The following is a 23,640-nucleotide window of genomic DNA, read 5'->3' on the forward strand; positions in this document are numbered from 1 at the left end:
GTCAAGGACCGAAGAAATGAACGCTCCCGCCCAAATCGCCGCCCCCGGGCCCGTGGCGCCGGCCGAGGGAACGCCGCGGCCCGAAGTGCGCGCCAAGGTGCGCGAGATGCTCGCCGCGACGCCGTCCTTCCACCAGCTGCCCCCCGACACCCAGATGCAGGTGGCGCGCGATACCGCGCTGATCGCCGACGCGCTGGTCGGCAAGGCCGAGGCGGGGGCCCAGTCGGTCACCGCGCAGCCGATGGCGCAAGGGCCGACGGGGCAGGAGCAGTGGGAGTCCGACAAGCAGGCGGTCGACGATATCGGCAAGGAGCAATTCTCCGCCGGCTCGCTGATGGCCGGCGCCCAGGCGGCGGGCGAGTTCATGCGCCAGGTGAATTTCGTCGAGTTCGTCTCGGGGCTGATCGACGGCGTGTTCAACTCGATCATCACCTCGAACATCCAGCAGATGGAGGCCTATTCGAAGATGGTCTCCGACGTGTCCAAATCCCTGAACCAGTTCCGGGACGACAACACGACGTCGAACGACGGCAAGGACCAGCTCTGCGAGCAGTTCCCCGATCTGTTCGACATCGGCGCCGACTCCTTTTCCGGTGGAGCGCCCCAGCTGCGCGTCAAGGACGGCGCGGACCTCGATGCCGGGCTGTCGAACGTGCGCGATGCGCTGGGCAGCTATGCCGACAAGGAGATCGACTCGATCGACGTCACCGATCCCGAAGTGCAGGAGACGCTGATCAAGGCCGCGCGCGGCCAGATCGCCACTTCGCGCCAGCAGCTGCTCGCTACCATGGTGATGATGGGCCTGTCGCGGATCGTCGTCACCAACGGCAAGATCCAGGCGAAGATCCTCTACGACTTCAACGCGTCGAGCCAGCGCACGCTTTCGCGCACCGCCATGGCGCGCGACTATGCGCGCGACGCCTCGGGCAACCTTGCGGTCACTACCGACGGCGAAGGCGAAAGCGAGCGCAGCGGCAAGAGCAAGGGAGACTATAACAACAGCTATGAAAGCGGGAAGAGCACCTACACGGGCAATTACGACTCCGATTACTATACCAAGGGCAAGTACAAATATTCGCAGAAGCCGGTGATGACCGCCCAGGCGGTGGCGAGCGACCAGAGCGCCGACCAGATCACCGCTAAGGCCAGCCTGGCCGGCACCGTCGACGTGAATTTCAAGAGCGACTATCTGCCGCTCGAGAAGATGGCGACGCCCGAGATGATCGCGGCGATCCAGATGCGCTCCAAGCCGGTCGATCACAACAAGCCGCAATATACGCCGGGGCCCGCGCCCGCCGCCGCGGCACCCGCGCCGGCACCGGCACCGGCGCCCGCGCCTGCCCCCGCCCCCGCGCCGGCCCGTGCCTGAACCATGGCCCCGCCGCTCCCTTCCGATCCGCAGCCGCAATCGCCGCCGCTCCATGGCGGGCCGGGCGGCATGACCCCCGCGGCGATCGCGCGGGTGCGCCCCAGGGTCCAGGCGATGCTCACCGGCATCCCCGCCTTTGCGATGCTGGGCGCGGCCGAGCAGACGAAGCTCGCCAACGACATGGTGAAGGTCCTCGCCTATATCGACGATCCCGCCGGCGTGGTGGAGCAGGCGGCGACCGCGCCGGCACGCGGCATGGCGGATGCCAATGAGCAGACCCGGCAGAACCTCTCCAGGTCGCCGGGCTTCGCGGGGAAGGATTTCGTCGCCGGCGCCGCGGCCCAGGGCACGCAGCAATTCACCAACCTCGTCCACAATGTCGATTTCCCCGCGTTCGTCGGCGGGCTGATCAACAATGTCTTCAAGTCGATCGTCGAAACCACGATCGAGCAGATGCGCGCCTATGCCGAACTGATCGCCGCGGTGGCCAAGACCGCCGAGGAATATATGGCCGAGAATATCGGCATGGGGCAGGGCCGCGACTATATGGTCGACCGTTTCCCCGACCTGCTGGCGCTCGATGTCGACGCGGACGGCGGCAAGACGAAGCTGCGCGTCACCGGCGAGGACGAGGAGGCCGCGCTCGGCGAGATCCACGCGACCCTGGGCATGGCGGGGCCCGCCCCCACCGACCTGAGCGAGGAAGAGACGGAGGCCGCGTTCGTCAATGCCGCGCGCATCGTGATGGCCAAGTCGCGCCAGCAGCTGCTCGCTTCGATGGTGATGCTCGGCATAAACCGGATCGTGGTCACCGACGGATCCATCACCGCCAAGGTGAAGTTCGACATGCGCGCCACCGACGAAGCCAAGCGCGACTATCGCGCCGCCGCCTATGACCGCCAGTCGAGCCGCAACCGCAACGTCAGTGCGTTCGGCGGCAGCTTCCTGGGTTTTGGCGGCGGCTCGGTGAACGTCAACGAGCAGTCGCATGTCGCCACCGTCAGCACCAGCGTCGACGAGACCAGCGAGTCCAAGCTCGAGCTCGCGGCCAAGATGCAGGGCGAAGTGCGGGTGAACTTCAAGTCCGACTATCTGCCGCTCGAGAAGATGGCCACGCCCGAGATGATCGGCGCAATCCAGGGCAATTCGATACCGCCCCCGCCGCGCGGCGGCACCCGGCCGGCGGCACCCGGCGCTGCCACGCCCACACCCACGCCCGTGCCGGCGGGGCCTTGAGCGATGCAGCACATGACCAGCCTTGCCCTTGCGCTCGAAGCCCGGCCGCCCCTGCCGCATGGGCTGATCCGCGCCGTCGACGATGCCGAGCGGCTGCTCCTCGCCGTCCATGCGCATGCGACGATGCTCGCCGAGCTGGGCAATATCGAACTGCCGCCCGCCGCGCGTGCCGATGCGATGCAGGTGCGCGCCATCGCCAGCCTCTATCTCGCCTCGACGCTGGAGATGGCGGGCCTGATCCAGGCGGCGGACGACTTCACTCGGCTGATGCGCACCGGCGCGCTCGACGGCGACATCGGCGATGCGGCCCCCGCGATCGAACGCTTCTGGCAGGGCCGGAACCAGCGGCCCAGCGAAGCCGAGCGGCTGTCGCTGTTCGGGCGATTATTCGGTGCGCCGACCGGCCCGGAGGATGCCAGCGCCCGCGCCAATGGCGATTTCGAGGAGCTGCTGCTCAACCTGTGCGATGCGATCATGAAGGCCGCGGACGGCGGCAGCCAGGGGCGCGCCCGCCAGGCCGCGATCCAGGTCGCGGAGAATGTCTCCGGCGCGGCGAGCGGCATGGTGCTGATGCTCGCGCGCCAGATCCTCGACACGCTTTCCCAGGCCATTGCCCTCCTCAACAATGCGCAGGTGCGCGCGCTGCTGCATGCCCGTACCCTGTGGGACGCGGTCGGCGCGATCGACCGCAAGTTCCGCCGCACGCCGCGGCCGACGCTCACGCTGCTGCGCCGGGGCCGCGCCGGCATGGCCGTGCTCGCCTGGCTCGCCGAGCATGTCGACACGATCGAGACCGCCGGCGGCAATCTGGTCCAGGCCAGCGATCCCGTCGTCGATTCCGCAGTCGACTGGGTCGACGAGACGCTGTCGATCGTGCGCGGGCAGGGCGGCGCCCCCCCGGCGCCCAATCCCCCATCCGCTCCCGGCGGCGCGAGCACCAGCTGGCGCGACCTGGGGAGCTGAGCCGTGGCGGCGGCGCTCGCCACCCCTTCGCCGGCGGTGCGCGGCGCGATCCGCGATTCGCTCACCGCGGCCAGCGGCTTCGACGATCTCGACGCGCGCGACCGCCACGAGATCGCCAATGCGCTGGTGCGGATCGCGCACGCCGCGCAACTGTTCGAGGCCGAAGCGGGGACCGGCGCCGCGCCGCGGAAACCCGCCGCACTCGCTGCCGGGATGAACGCCGGCGATCATGTCTCGGGCACCGCCGTCGCGGGCGTCGCGGGCACCACCCATGCCGTCCTGCGCGCGATCAGCTTCCCGCGCTTCGTCGCCGAACTGATCAACGGCATCTTCCGCGCGATGGTCGACACCAACCAGCAGCAGCTCCGGCAATATATCGAACTCGTCCGCGGCGTCTCGCAGTCGCTCGACGGCTTCGCCTCGACCGGCGGATCGAGCGACGATCCCGCCAAGCGCTGGCTCGCCGAGCAATTTCCCCAGAGCTTCCGCATCGAGGAGCCCGAACCGCCCGATCCGCGCGACGTGCCGGACCCCGAGGACGTACCCGATCCGATCCGGCTGATCCCGGCGGGCGCACCGCCGACGATCGATGCCGTGCGCGCGGCGCTCAACCTCGAGCCCGACGCCGCGATCCCCGGCACCGGCGCCCAGGAGCTGATCCCCTTCGTGCGCAGCTCGCTGGCGCGCAACCGCCAGCAGATGCTGGCGACGATGGTGCAGATGGGCATGCAGCGCATCGTCATCGATTCCGGCAGGATCGCCGCGTCGATGCGCTTCCATATCGACGCCCAGTCGGCCGCGCGCGAGCAGGAGCATAGCGGCTTCGACACCCGCACCTCGCTCGCCGCCAGCGCATCGGGCGGGTTCGGATTCTGGAGCGCGTCGGCATCGGTCAATTCGACCATCGGCTATGTGCGGACCGACGACGTGACCACCAACGAGAGCACCAACGTCTCGGCCGATCTCGACAGCTCGGTCGAACTGCATTTCCGCACCGACCAGGTGCCGCTCGACCGGATCGCATCGCAGAACACAGTCGAACGGCTGCGGCTGAACACGCTCAACCCCGAGCGCGAGGCACAGATCGCGGCCGAGACCGATCGCGCGCGCATCACCGCCGGCGGGGCCGCGAATCCACCGGCCGCGGCCAGCGGCGGAACGGGCCTGGCGCCGGCGCAGACGGTGACCGCGCCGGCCCTGGCGCCGGTCACGCCGCGCGGCGCCGCACCGGCTCCCGCGGCGCCGGCAGCAGGCGCGTCCGGCGGATCCAGCGCCCCGCCACCGGCCGGCGGCGGGGCCGCTGCAAACCCGCCCGCGGCCGCGGCACCCGCGCATTGAGGCGAGGGCCGGGCGGCCGACCCTCCGGCACGAGCGCGAGGGGTTGCCGTCGCGGTTGTTGGCAACGCGCATCGCACCGGCGATCGTCAGACAGCATCGGCCCGGGTTTCTTCATCTGTATTTTCCCGATGCGACGTCGCATAATGGGCCAGACCAAATACTTCGGACATGAAAATCAATGTCCTGCCGATTGCAAGAATTCCTGCGGCGTGGAATTTAGCAGATCATGATTATGACCGGCAGCCATGATGCCTTTCTGGTGATGCTGTCGATTCTGATTGCGATCTTCGCGTCTTTCACTGCGCTCAGCCTGGCAAGCCGCATCCGATCCTCCACGGGCTGGACGCGACGCGTATGGATTTCGGCCGCGGCGGCGGCATTGGGCGGTGGCATCTGGTCGATGCATTTCGTCGCCATGCTGGCCTTCCACATGCCGGGCATGCGGATGAGCTATGACTTCGGGCTCACCTTGCTTTCCCTTGCGCTCGCGCTCGGGTTCACCGGCGTCGGCTTCGCCACCTTGAACTGGCAGTCGGTATCCCAGGGAAGGATCGTCGCCACCGGCCTGCTGATCGGCTCGGGCGTGCTCGCGATGCACTATGTCGGCATGGCCGCCATGCGGATGCCCGCGACGCTCAGCTATGAACCCCTCTGGTTCGGCATCTCGGTTCTGATTGCCCTTGGCGCCGCCACCGCCGCGGTGTGGCTCGCATCCCGCGACCGCAAGATGAGCCATCGCATCGCCGCCGCGATCCTGATGGGGTTCGCCATAGCGGGCATGCACTATTCCGGCATGCGCGGCGCAGTGTTCACGGTGAGCGCGCACGCCGACCTGAGCGACGGGCTGCCGAGCGTCGGGCAAGCCTATCTCGCGGGCGCCATCGCCGCCATCACCGTCCTGATCCTGCTGCTCGCGCTGGGTGCCGCGACGCTGGAACGGCTCTTCCAGGGCTTTTCGAGGCGTGAGGCGCGGAGCGCGCTTCGCCTCGAGATCGCGGACATCCTGCGGGAGCGCGATACCGATGAGGCGCTGCACCAGGTCGCGGCGCTGATGGGGAAGCATTTCGGCGTCGCCCGTACCGGCTATGGGAGGCTGGATCCGGCCGAGAAGCTGTTCGACTATGACGTCTGCTGGACGGATGGAGCCGTGCCGCCGCTCCTCGGCCGGCTGCCGGCCGCCGCTTTCGGGATCAAGATCGTGGCCGCACTCGGCAGGGGCGAGACCGTCGTGATCGACGACCTGCTGGAAGCGGCGCTGAGCGACGAACTGCATACCCGCGACACCGCGCGCAAGGTCGACACGCGCTCGATCCTGGTCGTGCCGTTCCTTCGCGACGGGCGCCTGCGCACCATCGTCTATCTCAACGATCGCCATCCGCGGCGTTGGCGGCAGGACGAGATCGCCTTCATGGAGGAGATTGCCGAACGTACCCGCCTGGTGACGGAGCGTGCCGCGGTCGAGGATCAGCTGCGCGAGCTCAACGCGACTCTCGAGGCGCGTGTCGAGGCCCGTTCGATGGAGCTGCGCCGCGCCCAGGAAGCCTTGCTCCAGAGCCAGAAGATGGAAGCGGTCGGGCAGTTGGTTGCCGGCCTTTCGCACGACTTCAACAATGTGCTGGGTGCGGTAGTGGGCGCCTTCGAGCTGATCCGCCGCCGCATGCATGAGCCCGACAAGGTTCGGCATTTCTCCGAAGCCGGGTTACAGGCCGCCGAACGGGGCTCGAGGCTCACCGCGCAGCTGCTTGCCTTCTCCCGTTCGCAGGACATCCAGCTGCAACCCATATTGATGCGTGACGTGATCGAAGCGCTGGCCGACCTGCTGCGCCGAACGCTGGGCCCGATGATCGCTCTCGAACTGCGTTTCGATCCCTCGCCGGCACCGGTCATGGCCGATCCGACCCAGGTTGAGATGATGGCGCTCAACCTGGCGATCAATGCGCGCGATGCGATGCCGGACGGCGGGCGGCTGACCATTTCGACCGCGCTGCGCACGATCGCCGGCGATCCCGAGATGCGGGATGGCGACTATGTCGAGATCGCCTTCGCGGACACGGGCACCGGCATGGACGAAATGACGCTGCGGCGGGCGATGGAGCCCTTCTTCACCACCAAGCCGGTAGGGAAGGGCACCGGCCTCGGCCTGGCGCAGATTTATGGCAGCGTGCGTCAGGCGGGCGGCACGGTGCGCATCGACAGCGTGCTCGCGCAGGGAACCGAGGTCCGCGTGCTCCTGCCCTGTACGGATCGCGCACCGATGCCGATCGAACAGGGCGAGCCGGAAGTCGCAGCCGCTCTGGGCAGGAGCGTTCGGATATTGCTGGTGGACGACGATCCGGATCTGCGGGTCGTGTTCGCCGCTGCGCTGGAAGCATCGGGGCATGTCGTGACCAGTGCCGCCGATGGACCCGCCGCCCTGGCCCTGCTCGAGGAGGCGGCGCCGGACGTGCTGCTGCTCGATTTCGCAATGCCCGGAATGAATGGCGCGGAAGTCGCCAGCGAGATTCGCCGCCGCAGGCCGGGGCTTCCGATCGTGTTCGCGAGCGGTTTTCCGGATGTCGGAGCGATCGAGGCGATCCAGGGATCGACGGCGATCCTGCGCAAGCCCTTTCATATGGACGAGCTGCTAAAGGCGCTGGGGGACGCCGTTCGCAGCCGCTGATCCTTGCGCGCCGGCCCGTCCGGATCTCGGCGGTGCGCGCGATGCCCCCTTTGCGCGATCGCGCCGAGCGGCAGGTTCGATCGGGTTGCAACGATCCGGTTGACGCTGGCGCATATGCTCGCTTTCTACTGGGTCGATGCTCGGCAAGATGCTGTTCAAAGGGACCTGGCGCGACTATCAGGCGCGCGTGCTCGCCGAGATGGACCGGCATCTTGCCGACGGGCGGTTGCACATCGTCGCCGCGCCGGGATCCGGCAAGACGGTGCTCGGATTGGAGGCGATGCGGCAGATCGGGCGGCCCGCCCTGATCCTGTCTCCCAGCATCACCATCCGCGATCAATGGCGCGAGCGGCTGTTTCCGTGGTTTCTCGACGATCGCCATGGCTGGGATGCACATATCTCATCCGACATCGAGACGCCCGCGACCATGACGCTCGCGACCTATCAGGCGCTCCATGCCATATATGCCATGGGCGAAGATCGGTTCGACGCGCTGATCGTGGCGCTGGAGCGCCAGGGGCCGCTGACGCTGATCGTCGATGAAGCGCATCATCTGCGCCGCGAATGGTGGAGCGCGCTGTTCGCGCTGCGCGACCGGTTGAAGGGAACGGTGCTGATCGCACTTACCGCGACACCGCCCTATGACGCACCGCTTTCCGAATGGAACCGCTATGCGGCGCTTTGCGGGCCGATCGACAGCGAGATCTCGGTGCCTGAGCTGGTCCGCAACGGCGATCTCTGCCCACATCAGGATCATGTTCATTTCTCGGTGCCGAACCAGGACGAACTGACGATATTGCTCGAGCGACGGGCGGCGATCACAGCCCTTGTCGCAGGCCTTCTGGGCGATGCCGAGCTGGTCGCGTGCCTTGCCGCGCATCCCTGGCTGGTCGAACCCGAGGCGCACGAGGCAGAGCTGTTCGAGCGGCCGGACCATCTCACCGCGCTGATGATCTTCCTGCAGGCTGCGGGACATGCGATCCCGCGCGCGGCGACCCGGCTGCTCGGCGTAGGCGACGCGGAATTGCCGCCGCTCAGCGCAGCCTGGCTCGAACGGCTGTTCGACGGCCTGCTCAACGAACCGCGCAGCAAGGTTCAGCTCGGCGATGCGCGTTGCGCCGAGCTGCGCCGCGTCCTCAACACGCTGGGTGCGGTGCAGAACGGGCGGGTAACGCTCGACGAGAGCAAGCCGGTCTTCACGGCCATGGCCGGCAGCGTCGCCAAGCTCGGCAGCATCGCCGCAATCGTGCGCGCCGAAGCGGCCGCCATGGGCGATGGGCTCCGCCTCGTCATTCTTTCCGACCGGGTTCGCGCGGATGAATTGCCGCCACGCGCCGATGCGTCCTTCGTTCCGGCGAAGCTGGGCGTCGCTCCGATCTTCGAGACATTGCGTCGCGCAGGCCTGGTGGAGAACGGCCTGGCGGTTCTGACCGGAACGCTGGTCATCCTTCCGATCGCCGCGGACATGGCGCTTGAGGCGGAAGCGACGGCGGCACGCATCGACTTGGCGCGCATCCGCCGACGCGCACTGCCCGGATGCCCCGGCCATGTCGCGCTGGAGTTCGGCGTCGGTGAGACGCAGCCGGCAGTGCTGCTGGTGACGCGCCTGTTCCAGCGCGGCGTGATCCGGGTGCTGATCGGCACCCAGGCATTGCTGGGGGAAGGATGGGACGCACCCGCGATCAACAGCCTGATCCTCGCGAGCAATGCCGGCTCCTATATGCTGTCCAACCAGATGCGGGGGCGTGCGATCCGCATCGATCCCGACCAGCCGGGCAAGGTCGCGGCAATCTGGCACCTCGCGACCGTCGCGCCGCGAGGATCGGGCGAGAATTTCTCGGAAGAGAGCGACATGATCGCGCTGGTGCGCAGGTTCGATGCGTTCGAGGGCATCTCGAACGGGGAGGGCCGCATGATCGAGAACGGGATCGGCCGGCTCGGGCTGGATGCCCTGGATGGGCCGGACCAGCGGAATGCCGCGTCGTTCGCATCCGCCCGCGATCGCGCCCGGGTCGCCGACAAGTGGCGCGTCTCGCTTGGCGATGCGACGTCCCGCAGCCATGTCCGGTGCGTCGCCGAGGCGCGTTACGCGCCGCGCCAACTCGCCTGGGCCGACACCTTGCAGGCGTTGATGCTGTCGGGGATCAGCGGCGGCGCCCTCTCCGCCGCCGGGGTCGTGCGCCAGTTTGCGCATCTGGGTGGCGCGGCCACGCTGGCAATGCTCTTCTTCGGCGCGACATTTGTCTATGCCCTGCCCAAGCTCGCGCTTGCGGCACGGCTCTGGCGGCGCAACGGCACATTGGAGCGCAGCCTGGCGCAAGTCGGCAGGGCGCTATGCGCCAGCCTGTGCCATGCCGGCGCCCTGGGGCGCGACGGGACCGATTACGAGATCCTCGTGCGGCGATCGCTGTCCGGGCATTGCGAAGTGATCATCGATGGCGCGACCAGGGCCGAGGAACGCGTTTTCCTCGATGCGCTCGCCGAACTGCTCGGCCCCATTCAGAACCCGCGCTACCTCCTGGTCCGCAGAAGCGCGCTATGGGGCAGATCACGCATGGACTATCATGCGGTCCCCGCATCGCTTGGCGTGCGCAAGGAACTCGCCGAGCATTTTCTGGGCGAATGGCGTCGGCGGGTCGGAAGCTCGCGCCTGCTCTTCGCGCGGACGCAGGAGGGGCGTCGCGCGCTGCTTCGGGCGCGGGTCCAGTCCTTTGCCGGAGGGATGCAGCGCGCCTTCCAACGGCGCTCGGTGTGGATGTAGCGCAGCGGGCTTTCCTGCCGACCTGGATTGGTCCGACATGCCGCGCTAGGGTCCGGAACGACGTAGCAACGAAACAAGGATCATGGCGCGCCTACTCCTCGTCGAAGATGACGCCCCCCTGGGCCGAGGCATGCGGGCCGCGCTGGAAGACGCCGGCCATGCAGTCGATTGGGCCAGGACCGGCGAAGAGGCATTGCTGGCGTGCCGCAGCGAAGCCTATGGCGTCATCCTGCTGGACCTCGGCCTTCCCGACATCGCGGGGCTGGCGGTGCTCCGCGAACTTCGGGACAAGAACCGGCTCGTCCCGGTCATCGTCATCACCGCGCAGGACCGGATCACCCAGCGCGTTGCGGGGCTGGATGCCGGTGCCGACGATTATCTGGTCAAGCCGCTGGATATCGACGAGCTGGCCGCGCGCGTGCGCGCGCAGCTGCGGCGGCGCGACGGACGGGGATCCGATCTTCTCGTCGCGCGCGACGTGGCGCTCGATCTCGGAGGCCGCACCGTCCGGCTACGCGACCGGCCGGTCGCGCTGACCGCCAAGGAATTCCGGATAGCCGCGCTCCTCATGCGCCGGGCCGGCCGCTTCGTCAGCAAGGCGGAACTCGAAGCGGCGCTGTACGACCAGGATCAGTATATCGAGAGCAATACGGTGGAGGTGGCCATCTCGGCGCTGCGGCGCAAGCTGGACAAGGACTTCATCGTCACCGCGCGCGGGCTCGGCTACATGGTCGCGAAATGAAGGGGGCGATCGGCAGCTCCCTTACCGGCGCCCTCTATGTCCGCACCCTGCTCCTGGTCGCAGTGACGGGAATGCTGATGGCCGGGGTGCTCTTCGCGATCGTGCGCGCCGATATCAACCAGCGCGCGGACCAGCAGCTGATCACCGCGACTCATGTGCTGCATCTGCTCATGCGCGAGGAATTCACCGCGGAGGACCCCAAGTCGCGGACGAACCACGATACGCCCTATCGGAGGCTGCTCAGCGAAGAGGATCTCAGCGCGTTCCGGGCCTCGGCCGCCTGGCGCCAGTTCGCCGTCTTCCATTTCGGCATTCCGGCGGTGCGGCCGACGCGAAGCGATGTCGAGAAGGGCGTGGCCGCGACGCCCGGATTTCGCACCTTCGACGTCGGCGACGCCAGATGGCGCAGCTATGGCCTTGCGGTTCCGGAGCAACGGCTGCTGATCGTGGTGGCCGAACCGATGCAGGTGCGCGGCGGGCTGATCCTGCGCGTCGGCGAGCAGCTGGCGATACCGATCATGCTCCTGATCCTCGGCAGCGCGGTGCTGCTATGGCTCACCTTGCGGCGCGGGCTGTCGGCGGTGCAGCAGCTCAGCGCGACGCTCGCCAACCGGTCCGCAGCCGAATTGGAGGCGCTCCACCTCCCTGCCATGCCGAGCGACCTGGCGCCGATCATTGCCGCGCTGAACGGCCTGCTCGAACGGGTGCGGGCCGCGATCGAGCATGAACAGGCCTTTGCCGATCAGGCCGCGCATCAGTTGCGTACGCCGCTTGCCGCGCTGAAGGTACGGGCGCAACTGCTGCTGCGGCGGGCGCCGCCCGAATCCGAGGAGCATGCGGCGCTTTCCGATCTGCTGGAAAGCGTGGATCGCGGCAGCGACACGATCACCCAGATGCTGCAGCTCGCCCGGCTCGACGCGGCGACGCTCACGCGCGAACGGGTCGATCTGCGCGAACTGGCAGGCGAAGTCATCGCGGATCGCGCACTGTTCGCGGCGCGGGCCGGTGCCGATTTCTCGCTGACGGCCCCCGCAGTGGCAATCGCCTCGACCGACCCGACGCCGTTGCGGGTGGCACTGGCGACGATCATCGACAATGCCGTGGAGCATGCGGCAGGCGGCGGGACGATCGATGTCGAGATCCGCTGCGTTGGCGGGAGGACGGCGCTGGTCGTGCGCGATCGCGGCCCGGGCATGGATCCCGAACGCCTGTCGGGAGCGGCGGGCCGGGACGGCGATCCCCGCCCCGGCGGGGGGCTGGGCCTGGCAATCGCCCGGCGGGCGGTGACGGTGCTGGGCGGCGAACTGCTGCTCGAGAACCGGGACGACGGCCCGGGGCTGCGGGCGACGATTTTCCTGCCGGATTGACCGCCGCCTTCAGTTTCGCATCAGCTTCGCGATCTATCGGCGGCGCTTCTCCTGCCGTTCGAGGTTGCCTTGACCGAAACCGTCCCGCCCGCGCCATCGCCGGAAGCGCTGCCCCGCAGGCGGCAGATCGCCTATGTGCTGGCCGGCGCGGCGATCCTGCTGGCCGCGATCGTGCTGGCGTCGCTGCTGCACCGGCAGGATCCCGATCCGGCGGAGACACCGGGCGAACCGGGGATATTCCAGGCGACCCCGGATCAATATGCCGCCATGGAGATCCGCGCGGTGGGAACGGCGGCGGATGGCGCGACTGTGCGCGCGACCGGCACCATCTCGGTCGATGAAGACCGTTCCACGCCGGTGCTGCCGCCGCTGACCGGCCAGGTGACTCGCGTGTTCGTCGAAGCCGGGCAACGCGTCGCCCATGGCCAGCCGCTGTTCGAAATCCGATCGACCGAGCGGGCGCAGGGCGCCAACAGCCTGGTCGCGGCCGCTGCCCAGCGCGACACCGCGCGCGCCCAGCTCGGCATCGCCCAGGGCAATGCCCAGCGCGAGGAACTGATCTACCGGAATGGCGGCGGCGCGCTGCGCGACTATCAGCAGGCGAAGAGCGAGCTGGTCGCCGCGCAGGCGGCGATGCGCACCGCCGATGCCGCCTATGTCGTGGCGCGCAACCAGATCGCGATCCAGGGCGGCACGGCGGGGGACATCGCGCGTATCGCCCGGGGCGGGCTGGCCGGAAATGCGATCGTGCGCGCGCCGATCGGCGGGATCGTCGCCAATCGCGCGATCAGCGCCGGCCAGTATCTCGGCGCGGCTTCGGAGGGGCCGGCGCTGGTGATCACCGATCCCGCCTCCGTATGGCTGGTGGCGCAAGTTGCCGAGAGCGATGCGAGCCGGGTCCGCGTCGGCGATCAGGTGACGGTGACGACCCCGGCCGCTCCGGGCCGGCACTTCACCGCGCAGGTGCGGATGGTCGGGTCCGCGCTCGATCCGAATACCCATCGCCTGCCGGTCCGCGCCGTCATCGCCAATCCCGACGGCGTGCTCAAGCCCCAGATGTTCGCAAGCTTCGCCATCGCCGCACCGGCAAGGGCCGCGCCCGGGACCGCGCTCGTCGTCCCCGCGGAAGCCGTCATCCGCGAAGGCGACAATGCCCGCGTCTGGGTCGCCCAGCCCGGCCGACGCCTCGTCGCCCGCAACGTGGCCGTGGCGGAGGGCCCGGGCGACGGCACGATCCGGATCACCGTGGGGCTCCGCCCCGGCGAGCGGATCGTCACCAAGGGCGCCATCTTCGTCAACGAAGCCGGCATTCCGGGCTGATCGCGATGAACCGCCTGGTCGCCTTCGCGCTGCATCAGCGCGTGCTCATGGTCCTGCTGCTCGTCGCGATGATCGCCACGGGCGGCTTCGCCTTCCTCAGGCTCAATATCGAAGCCTATCCCGATCCGGTGCCCCCCGCGGTGGAGATCGTCACGCAGAATCCCGGCATCTCGGGCGAGGAGATCGAGCGCAACATCACGATCCCGATCGAAGTGGCGATGGCGGGCATCCCGCACATCACGTCGGTCCGCACCATCTCGTTGTTCGGCCTGAGCGACGTGAAGATCCAGTTCAGCTACGACTATACGTTCGAGCAGGCGCAGCAGCAGGTGATCAACCGGCTGAACCAGATCGACGGGCTCCCGGCCGGCGTACAGCCCGGCATTTCGCCGGTCAGCCCGATCGGCGAGATCTATCGCTACCGCGTCGTCGGGCCGCCGGGCTATTCGGTGATGGACCTGAAGACGATCCAGGACTGGGTGGTCGAGCGCCGGATCAAGGCGGTGCCGGGCGTGATCGACGTGACCGGCTGGGGCGGCAAGACGCGCACCTATGAAGTCGTCATCGACAACGACAAGCTGGTCGCCGAAGGCGTCACCGCCGCCAACGTGATCGACGCGCTCGGCAAGAGCAACGCGAATGTCGGCGGGCAGACGGTGACGTTCGGGCCGCAGAACGCGATCGTGCGCGGCGTCGCGCTGATCCACTCGGTCGACGACATCAACCGGGTGCTGGTCGGCACGCATGGCAGCGCGCCGGTCAGGCTGGGCGACGTGGCGACCGTCAAGGTCGGCAACCAGCCGCGGCTCGGCATCGCCGGGCAGGACCGGGACGACGACATCGTCCAGGGCACCGTGCTGATGTATCGCGGCGCGCAGTCGAGCCCGACGATCAAGGCGGTCGAGAACGCGGTCCAGGACATCAACGCGTCCGGCATCCTGCCGCCCGGCGTCAAGCTCGAGCGGATCTACGACCGGTCCGGCCTGATCGCGCTGACGACCAGCACCGTCATCCGCAACATGATCGAGGGCATCCTCCTCATCTTCCTTCTGCAATGGCTGTTCCTGGGGAATCTGCGCTCGGCGCTGATCGTGGCGACGACGATTCCCTTCGCGCTCTGCTTCGCGGTGCTGATCCTCACCATCCAGGGCGAGTCGGCGAACCTGTTGTCGGTCGGCGCGCTCGATTTCGGGCTGATCGTCGACGCGACCGTGATCATGGTCGAGAACATCTATCGCCACCTGGTCGAGCGCAGCCATGCCGTCGCGCGGGGCAACGGGCATTATACGCCCGGCAACCGGCTGTCCGCGATCCTGAACGGCGCGGGCGAAGTCAATCGCGGCATCTTCTTCGCCGCCGCGATCATCATCGCCAGCTTCATCCCGCTGTTCACGCTCTCCGGCGTCGAGGGCCATATCTTCGGGCCCATGGCGAAGACCTATGCCTATGCCATCGCCGGCGGGCTGATCGCCACCTTCACGGTCTCGCCGGTGCTTGCCGCGCTGCTGCTCCCCGACCGGCTGAGCGAAGTCGAGACCTGGATCGTGCGCAAGCTGCGCGGCATCTACGAGCCGGCGGTGCGCTTCGCGATCGCCAATCGGGTGCTGACGCTCGGCGGCGCCGGTGCGCTGGTGATCGCGGCCGGCGCCACCACCTTCACGCTCGGCGTCGAGTTCCTCCCCAAGCTGGAGGAAGGCAATATGTGGATACGCGCCACCATGCCGGCCTCGGTCTCGCTCGAGGAGGGGCAGAAGGTGGTCAACGAGGCGCGCCGGATCATCCGCTCCTATCCCGAAGTGCAGACCGTGGTGTCGCAGCATGGCCGCCCCGACGACGGCACCGACGCGACCGGCTTCTTCAACGCCGAATTCTTCACGCCGCTGAAGCCGAGCGACCAATGGCCGCACGGGATGACCAAGGCCAAGCTGACCGCCGATATGCAGAAACGGCTGAGCGATCGCTTCCCCGGCGTCGAGTTCGCCTTCTCGCAATATATCCAGGACAATGTCGAGGAGGCCGCCTCGGGCGTGAAGGGAGCGAACTCGATCAAGCTGTTCGGCCCCGATCTCGCGACGCTGGAAAGGACGGGCAAGCAGATCGAGGCAGTGATGGCCAAGGTGCCGGGCATCGCCGATCTCGGCATGTTCGAGCTGCTCGGCCAGCCGACCGTCCAGGTGGTGCCCGACCGCGACAGGGCGGCGCGCTACGGCCTGACGCCGGAGGACATCAACCAGGTGGTCCGCGCCGCGATCGGCGGCGAGGAGGCCGGCGACCTGTACGAGCGCGCCACCGACCGGCACTTCCCGATCGTCGTGCGCCTGCAGCCCGGGCAGCGCGACAGCCTGGAGAGCATCCGCCGGATCACCGTCGGCGCGCCGGGCGCCAATGGCGCGGTGGTGCAGGTGCCGCTTTCGGAAGTCGCCGAAGTGAAGCTGACCACCGGCCCCTCCTTCGTCTATCGCGAGCATCAGGAACGCTATGTCCCGATCAAGTTCGCAGTGCGCGGGCGCGACCTGGGCGGCGCGGTGAGCGAGGCGCAGCAGGCCGTGGCCCAGCAGGTCAAGCTCCCGCCCGGCTATCATCTCGAATGGGCCGGCGAGCTCGGCAATCTCGAGAATGCGGTATCGCGGCTGAAGCTGGTGGTGCCGATCAGCCTCGGGCTCATCCTGCTGCTGCTCTTCCTGAACTTCGGCTCGGCGATCGACATGCTGCTCGCCGCCTCGGTGATGCCGATGGCGCTGATCGGCGGGGTGCTGGCCCTTGTACTGACCGGCACGGCGTTCAGCATCTCCGCCGCGATCGGCTTCGTCGCGCTGCTCGGCGTCTCGGTGATGGACGGGATCATCGTCCTGACCGCCTTCAACCAGGCGATCGACGAAGGCATGGCGCGCGCGCAGGCGCTGGCGCGGGCATGCAGCCAGAGCCTGCGGCCGGTGGTCATGACCTGCCTGGTCGCCGCGATCGGCCTGGTTCCGGCCGCCTTTTCCAGCGGCATCGGCAGCCAGGTGCAGAAGCCGCTGGCGATCGTGGTGGTCGGCGGGATGATTCTCGCGCCGCTGCTGATCCTGCTGGTGCTGCCCGTGCTGGTCGACCTGTTCTCGCGGCACAAGCCCATCCTCGTTGGCGAAGGGGAGGCATCCGCGTGAAGCCGTATCCCGCAATGGTGGCCGTCGCCCTGCTTTCGGGCTGTACCGTCGGCCCGTCCTTCACGCCGCCTGCGGCACCGTCCAGCTCGGCCTATACCCCCGTCGCGCCGCCCGCGGAGATTCCCGCGACGGCAAGCACGCCCGGCGAGGCGCTGGCGATGGGCGCGGAGCTGCCGGCGCGCTGGTGGACGCAATTCGGCAATCCGGCGCTGAACCGCCTGGTCGACATGGCGCTCGCGGCGAACACCGATGTGGCGATCGCCGACGCCAATCTGCGCCAGGCGCGCGCGCAGGCGGCGGCGGCCGCGGGAAGCCGCCTGCCCGAGGCCGATATCGGCTATCAGGCATCGCGCACCCGGGCATCGGAGTCGCTCTCCGATCCGCTGTCGGAGCCTGGCGTCTTCCTCTACGGCCTGCACACCACGACGTTGAACATTTCCTATCCGCTCGACCTGTTCGGCGGGGCGAGGCGGCGGGTCGAATCCGCCCGCGCGACGGCCGAGGCCTCCGCCTTCCGGCTCGAAGCCGCCCGGGCGGCCGTGGCGGCCAACACCGTCCTCGCCGCGATCGAGGAAGCGGCGCTGCGCGAGAAGATCGCGGCCACCGAGGCGAGCATCAAGGCCAGTCGCGAGGTGCTGGCCCTGCTGCGCGTCCAGCAGGATGCCGGCGCCATCGGAAAGGCGGATGTCGCGGCCCAGGTCGCGGTGCTGGCCCAAGCGGAAGGTGCGCTGCCGGCGCTGATCAAGGCACTGGGCCATCAGCGCTCGGCACTGTCGATCCTGCTCGGGCGCGAGCCTGCCGAGCCGCTTCCGGCGACGCCCGATCTCGACACGCTGGCGCTGCCCGCGACGCTGCCCGTTTCCCTGCCGTCGCTATTGGTCCGCCAGCGCCCCGACGTGCGTGCCGCCGAGGCATCCCTGCATGCGGCAAGCGCCGATGTCGGCGTCGCCATCGCGGCGCGCCTGCCGTCGATCAGCCTGAGCGCGTCGGCGGGCGGCCAGGCCTCGCGCTTCGGCGACATGTTCAGGGGCGGCAACCCGTTCTGGTCCCTGATCGGCGGCATCACCCAGCCCCTTTTCCATGGCGGCGCGCTTCGCCAGCAGCAAAGGGCGGCCGAGGCCGCGCTCGACGGGGCCAAGGCGCAATATCGTGCCGCGGTCCTTGGCGCATTCGGCGACGTGGCCGATGCCCTGACCGCGCTGCATGCCGATGCGGCAGCCCTGGCCGCGGCCGAGAAGGCGGATGGGGCGGCGGCCGAGAATCTCGGATATCTCGCCTATCAGCTCCGCCTTGGGCAGGTCGGCACGCTCGCTCTCCTGAATGCGACCGCGACCCGGAGCCAGACCGCGATCGCCCTTGTCGACGCCCGCGCTACCCGGTTCGGCGACGTGGCGGCGCTGTACCTCGCACTCGGCGGCAGCACGCAGGACGCGCGATAGGAGGAGGATGCAATGGGCGGCGTGATCGGCGCAATAGGCGCGAAGTTCGTGATCGCGGCGACGGGATTGCTGGTCTCGGCCTCGATCGAGGGACATCGGCTGCAAGCCAGGATCGACCCGGGTTCCGAATCCTCAACCGTAAGCGCGCGCATCGCGGACCAGGTCGACGGGCGTGGCGCACCCCATGGCGCCGGCGGCGTGTTGCGGCGCGGCCGCCCGATGACGATCGCGATGTCGGGCGGGACCTTTCCCGTCGAAGCCCTGGCCGTCGCGCCTTCGCGGCCGGAAGCGGGAGGCGATTTCCGCATCGGCCGCGACATTCTCGAAGGCCATGTCTTTGATCTGGATTTCCGAAGCCGCCAGATCCGGATGGTGCTGCCCTATGAATATGCGCGCGCGACCCGGCGCCTGATCGCGGTCGACTTGACGCCCGGCCCGGATGGAAGCTGGACCTTCCCGGCCAGCGTCGGCGGAAAGCCGGTTGCCGCGACGCTGCGACTGTCCGATCCGCGCGGCGCGACGATCGGCCTTCCGTCATCGGCGAACGGCGGCGCCCCCCTTGTCCTTGCCGTGGGTACGACGACCCTTTCGATCTCCGACGTGGTGCGCGCGGCCCCGGCGGATGCGCGCGCCCCGGTCGTCCTCGGCCTCGGGGCCTTTGATGGCCGTCGCGTCATGCTCGATCTGCCGCATCGACTATTCTGGATCGACCCGCGCGGCTCCCGCGCGGGAGGAGAGACCGGCCGCAGCCACCGGATACGAAGCGGCGCCTGATTCGACCTGGCCGATCTAGAGAGAGTCCATCGTGGCGCGAAACGCCGGGACGACCCAGTCGCGGAAGCGAGCGACCTTGCGGGCATGCCTGCGGTTTTCCGCATAGGCGAGCCAATAGGCAGTGCCCTCATCGGCCACATGGGTGAAGGGACGCACGAGGCGACCGCTCGCGAGCTCGGAACTCCAGAGCATCGGGGTCATCAGCGCAAGTCCATGCCCCGCCATTGCCGCCTGGCCTTCGCTTGCCTGCGAGTCCATGCGAATCCCGCCGCGCCTGGCATCGTCCATGTCCTCCACCCCGGCACTCCGGAACCATATCGGCCACCATCGATCCTGCGGGCTGATCCTCCGCATGTCCCGCGCCTCGCGGACGTCCAGCGGCAAGGGGCGCCCCTCGAGTAGCGCCGGGCTGCACATCGGCGTGAAGGACACCATGGCCAGATGCTCGGCCTTCAGGCCCGGCCAGTCGCCGCGGCCGGTGCGTATCGCAACATCGATGCGGGCTTCCGCGAGGTCGATCACCGCGCTGCCGACTTCGAGCTCGATCTCGATATCCGGATGCGCAGCTTGGAAGGAGCCGATGTTCCGCGCGAGCCAGTTGTTCGCGACGCTCGCCGTCGTGGCAATGCGCAGCACCGTCTCGCTCTCGCCGGTCAGTTCGTCGAACGCCATCTCGATCTCGTCGAAGGCGGTCGCCAGCCGCGCTGCGACGCGAGCACCGCCGGCGGTCAGCTCGGCGCGCCTTCCCCGGCGAAAGAAAAGCGGTTCGCCGACCCGCTCCTCGAGTATCCTGATCTGATAGCTGATGGCGGCCTGGGTCATCCCCAGTTCGGCCGCCGCCGCCGTGAAGGTGCCGTTGCGCGCGACCGCTTCAAAGGCCCGGACTGCAGGAAGCGGTGGTAGCCGTCGCATGGCGCTTGATAAAGCCTCTTGATAAGGCAAGTCGATCCTTTTGTTGGAAGCCGGCGCCGAAGATCCGCATCTCCCTCCCGGTCGTACGAGGCCAGGAGGCAGCCATGATCGATGAGATGTATGATCGCGCTTGGGTTGAGCATCGCGGGCGCTTCGGCAAGGACGTGCAGGCCCTGCTCCGAAAGGTCGGGGGAGCGTTGAAGCGCGTCCTCGCGCCCGGCCGGCGGCCGGCGGGGCGGCATTCCGGGCGCTAGAACCGCTTGGCCATGCTGAACCCGAAGATACGCGGGTCGAGCGTGAAGACATTGGTGGTCAGGCCGCTGTCGTCGGAATTGATGAACGCGCCGGTGATCGGGGTCTTGTTGAAGACGTTCTTGACGTAGAACTGGAATGCGAGGCCGGAAGCCGGGCGCTCGACGGTGAGCGCGAGGTTGACATTGTCCCATCCGCGCAGGCGATCGTTGACAGCGTTATAGACCCGCGCCCAGCTTGCCCCCTGCGCATAGTAATCGGCGCGAAGCGTTGCCTTCCAGGCATCGATCGGAAGCGCGTACTGCCCGCCAAGGTTGAACGTCCAGTGCGGCGCATTGGGCAATTCCCTGCCCGAAAGATCGGCGTAGAAACCGCGCCCCTGATTCTGGCCGACATCGGCATAGGTAAGCGGGTCGTAGGTGACTCCGTACAGGACGGATCCCGCGCTTCCGGGCGTGAAGGTGCCCGCGGCGAGGTTGTTGGTGTACGGACAGAAGCCGGTGATCCGCGTGTCGGATATGGAAGCGAAGCGGCGCGGATTGGCGGCCGTTACGGCAAGGTATTTCTCGACGAGCGCCTTGGGCGCGATGCAGTTGGACGCGGTCTGGATCCATGGCTTGACCAGAATCCAGTCGTCATGCCCCTGCGTGCGATTCATGACGTCGATCGAGCGCATGCCGCTGCCGATGCGGGTCTTCAGCAGGCCGAGATTGGCGTTGAAGCTCAGCCGCGATGTGGGCCGCCAGATCGATTCCAGTTCGAGGCCGTAGCTGGTTGCGTTGAAATTCTCGTTCTTGGTCGCGCGATCGATGATCTGGGAGACCTGATAGTCCTTGTAGTCGTAATAGAATGCGGTGGCGTTGAGGCTCAGCCTGCCGCCGGCAAGGTTGTTCTTCGTGCCGATTTCGAACGCGTTGATATATTCCGGCCGGAAGCGAGGGTCGGTTTGGAAAAAGCCGATATTGGCGGGATCGGAACCGATGCCGGGCGAATTGGTGCCGCCGGCCTTGTACCCTCTCGCATAGGAAGCATAGAGCAGGGTGTCGTCGGTGAACGATAGACGCGGCTTCCAATCGACCACGAAGCGCCCGGTGACCGCTCCCCATTTCTGCCTGATATCGGGAGAGGCCGGATAGCCGCTGTTGACATAGCCTCCGCCCAGGGGCCCGGGCGTCAGCAGCAATTGCGTGGCATAGGGCGTGGTAGTCTTGATGTCGCGGGTATAGCGCAGCCCGGCGGTGATCTTCAGGCGATCGGCCGCCTTCCAATAGAGTTCTCCGAACCCGGCCCAGGACTGCGTATGCGCGACATTGCGGCTTCGGAAATAATTATGCCCATTTCCGTCGATGCTTCCGATGGGGTTGGGATCGATATACATGCACGAGTAACCAGCACCGACATATGGAAGCGTGGTCACGTTCTGCGGACATGAATCCACCGGCCTGGACCCGGCCGTGCCGGATTTGTTGAACAATATCGTCCCGACTAGCGAGAACGTATTGTTGAATACATAATAATCTTCATCGATATTGAAATCCAGATAATTGGCTCCAAGGTTGAAATTTATCGGGCCGTCGAATGAGGATTGCAGGCGAAATTCCTGAGACCATTGGCTGCTTTTGGATCGATTGAGATCGACGGCCAGATACCCTTTCGAGCATCCAAGCTGCGGGTCGCACCAGACCCCGCCTGGCAGAAGATCATATGCGGGCACCCGCACGTTGTTGGTATCGGCATAGGTAATGCCGTTCGACGGGTCCGTATTGGTGAAGATCGGCTGCGAGGGAAACCGGCTGTAATCCTGAGTCGAATAATATTCGTCGCGCGACCATCCCGCCTGTGACACGAACCGCAATCCGTCGTTCAACTTGAATTCGAGATTGAATTGCGCGACGTCGTTCTTCGCGCGGAACACCGGATCATAGGTTGTGCCGATCACGCGCAGGTCACGCGACTGCACCACGCCGGCAAAGGGATCGGTGGCGAATGGAATGGCGAAGACCCCGGTACCCGTATTGCCCTGAAATCCCAGCGCTCCGGACACGCTCGAGCTCGCCGCCGCCACATTGGGCAGGCTGGCTCCATTGGGCACCCCGAACGCGGCGTCGTCATAGAGCGAGCCTGGCTTGCAACCCTGGCTGAAATATCCGCGGTTCTGCGGATAGATCGAGATCCCGTCCAGATTGGTGGGGCTGGGATCGCTGTGGCAAAGCTGTTTCCCGGTCCGGGATCGGTCATCGTCCTCGTGGAAATGCTCCCAGACCAGGCTGGCGGTGAAGCGAGGGGACGGCCTCCACAGGATCGATCCGCGGGCGCCCCACAAATCTCGGCCGTTGACGCGGCGCTGCGTCACCATGTTGTAGTCATAGCCATCGCGAGAGGTCCACGCCCCCGCCACGCGCACCGCCAAGGCATCGGTCAGGGGCAGATTGAGCATTCCGCTTGCCCGCATCGCCGAATAATTGCCCGTCTCGAGCTTGAGCGATCCCGCCATCCGGCCGGGATCCGCGAGGATCGGAATCATGTTGACCACGCCGGCAGTGGCGTTGCGGCCATATAGCGTACCCTGGGGGCCGCGCAGCACCTCGACCCGTTCGACGTCGAAATACTCCTGCTCGAACAGGCGATTGCGAATGAGCGGCATCGCGTTGAAGCTGATTGCGACCGCCGGATCGGTCGTCACCGACAGCGCCTGCGTACCGATCCCGCGGATCTGGAAGTTGTAGCTGGCGAAATTGGTCTTGGAGAAGCTGACATTCGGCGTTCCGCGCAGCAGCTCCGATCCGCCTTCGATCTTCTGGTCGTCCAGGGATTTGGCCGTGAAGACCGAAATGGCGATCGGGACGTCCTGCATCTTCTCGCGCACTTTCTGCGCGGTCACGATGATGTCCGCTTCGGCCGGCTGCTCCTGCGCGCCGCCGCTACCGTCGATGCCGATGCCGATGCTGGATTGCTGCACGGGCTCGATGATGATCGCTCCCGAAGATGTCGTGCGGGCGCGCAGGCCGGATCCGGTCAACAGCCGCTCGAGCACCTCGGTGATGGAATAGCTTCCCCGCACCGCAGGCGCCCTGCGCGACCGGACGAGGTCCGCATTGAATTCGATCTCGCGGTGGCTCTGGATCGCCGCCCGGTTCAGGGCCGCGCCCAGATCCTGCGCGGGAATGTCGAAGCTTGTCCTGGGATTGCCCTGCGCCGCCGCCGGCATCGAAATCCATAGTGAAGCGCAGCCGGCAAGTGCCGCGATTCTCACGCGCAGCCCGAAGCGACGTGCCATCGATATCCTCCCCTATATGGGCGCCGTTATCGGCTGCCAATTTCAGGGACGCAGGCAATTCGAGAACCCGTAACCGCGTCGTAAC

14 protein-coding genes are annotated in these 23,640 nt (G+C 67.4%); 12 read left to right on the forward strand and 2 right to left on the reverse strand.

Annotated elements, in window-relative coordinates; all coding sequences use genetic code 11:
* Positions 1 to 16: 16 nt before the first annotated feature.
* From BGP17_RS11840 to BGP17_RS11895, 12 genes are all read left to right on the forward strand, one after another.
* The gene (locus BGP17_RS11840) at positions 17 to 1,369 is read left to right on the forward strand and encodes a hypothetical protein (RefSeq protein ID WP_286712062.1); all 1,353 of its coding nucleotides are present in this window, start codon (positions 17 to 19) and stop codon (positions 1,367 to 1,369) included.
* Positions 1,370 to 1,372: 3 nt separating this feature from the next.
* A complete protein-coding gene (locus tag BGP17_RS11845) occupies positions 1,373 to 2,605 on the forward strand; it encodes a hypothetical protein (RefSeq protein ID WP_286712064.1) in 1,233 nt (410 codons plus the stop codon).
* Between the two features lie 12 nt (positions 2,606 to 2,617).
* Entirely contained in the window at positions 2,618 to 3,568 is a 951-nt protein-coding gene (locus tag BGP17_RS11850) for a hypothetical protein (protein WP_286712066.1), read from the forward strand.
* 3 nt (positions 3,569 to 3,571) lie between these two features.
* Entirely contained in the window at positions 3,572 to 4,906 is a 1,335-nt protein-coding gene (locus tag BGP17_RS11855; protein ID WP_286712068.1) for a hypothetical protein, read from the forward strand.
* A gap of 232 nt (positions 4,907 to 5,138) precedes the next feature.
* Positions 5,139 to 7,565, forward strand: coding sequence for an MHYT domain-containing protein (locus BGP17_RS11860; protein ID WP_286712070.1), 2,427 nt, complete (start codon positions 5,139 to 5,141; stop codon positions 7,563 to 7,565).
* 136 nt (positions 7,566 to 7,701) lie between these two features.
* A complete protein-coding gene (locus tag BGP17_RS11865; RefSeq protein WP_286712072.1) occupies positions 7,702 to 10,326 on the forward strand; it encodes a DEAD/DEAH box helicase family protein in 2,625 nt (874 codons plus the stop codon).
* A gap of 82 nt (positions 10,327 to 10,408) precedes the next feature.
* Positions 10,409 to 11,068, forward strand: coding sequence for a response regulator transcription factor (locus BGP17_RS11870; protein ID WP_167300301.1), 660 nt, complete (start codon positions 10,409 to 10,411; stop codon positions 11,066 to 11,068).
* Positions 11,065 to 12,435, forward strand: a complete 1,371-nt coding sequence (locus BGP17_RS11875) for a sensor histidine kinase (protein ID WP_286712074.1) — start codon at positions 11,065 to 11,067, stop codon at positions 12,433 to 12,435. Before BGP17_RS11870 ends, BGP17_RS11875 begins: the two co-directional genes overlap by 4 nt.
* Positions 12,436 to 12,504: 69 nt before the next feature.
* On the forward strand, positions 12,505 to 13,755 hold the full coding sequence (locus BGP17_RS11880) for an efflux RND transporter periplasmic adaptor subunit (protein WP_286712076.1): 1,251 nt from the start codon (positions 12,505 to 12,507) through the stop codon (positions 13,753 to 13,755).
* A 5-nt stretch (positions 13,756 to 13,760) separates the two neighbouring features.
* The gene (locus BGP17_RS11885; protein WP_286712077.1) at positions 13,761 to 16,901 is read left to right on the forward strand and encodes an efflux RND transporter permease subunit; all 3,141 of its coding nucleotides are present in this window, start codon (positions 13,761 to 13,763) and stop codon (positions 16,899 to 16,901) included.
* Entirely contained in the window at positions 16,898 to 18,340 is a 1,443-nt protein-coding gene (locus BGP17_RS11890) for an efflux transporter outer membrane subunit (RefSeq protein ID WP_286712078.1), read from the forward strand. The genes BGP17_RS11885 and BGP17_RS11890 overlap by 4 nt, the downstream gene beginning before the upstream one ends.
* A gap of 12 nt (positions 18,341 to 18,352) precedes the next feature.
* Complete coding sequence (locus BGP17_RS11895) at positions 18,353 to 19,114, forward strand: pepsin/retropepsin-like aspartic protease family protein (protein WP_286712079.1); 762 nt, start codon at positions 18,353 to 18,355, stop codon at positions 19,112 to 19,114.
* Positions 19,115 to 19,129: 15 nt separating this feature from the next.
* Here BGP17_RS11895 and BGP17_RS11900 read toward each other — a convergent pair whose 3' ends face one another.
* Positions 19,130 to 20,056: a LysR substrate-binding domain-containing protein gene (locus BGP17_RS11900; RefSeq protein ID WP_286712080.1), complete on the reverse strand. Its 927-nt coding sequence runs from the start codon at positions 20,054 to 20,056 to the stop codon at positions 19,130 to 19,132.
* Positions 20,057 to 20,276: 220 nt separating this feature from the next.
* Complete coding sequence (locus BGP17_RS11905) at positions 20,277 to 23,555, reverse strand: TonB-dependent receptor (RefSeq protein ID WP_286712082.1); 3,279 nt, start codon at positions 23,553 to 23,555, stop codon at positions 20,277 to 20,279.
* Positions 23,556 to 23,640: the final 85 nt, after the last annotated feature.

The organism is Sphingomonas sp. 67-41, assembly GCF_001899725.1.
Classification (GTDB): domain Bacteria; phylum Pseudomonadota; class Alphaproteobacteria; order Sphingomonadales; family Sphingomonadaceae; genus Sphingomonas; species Sphingomonas leidyi.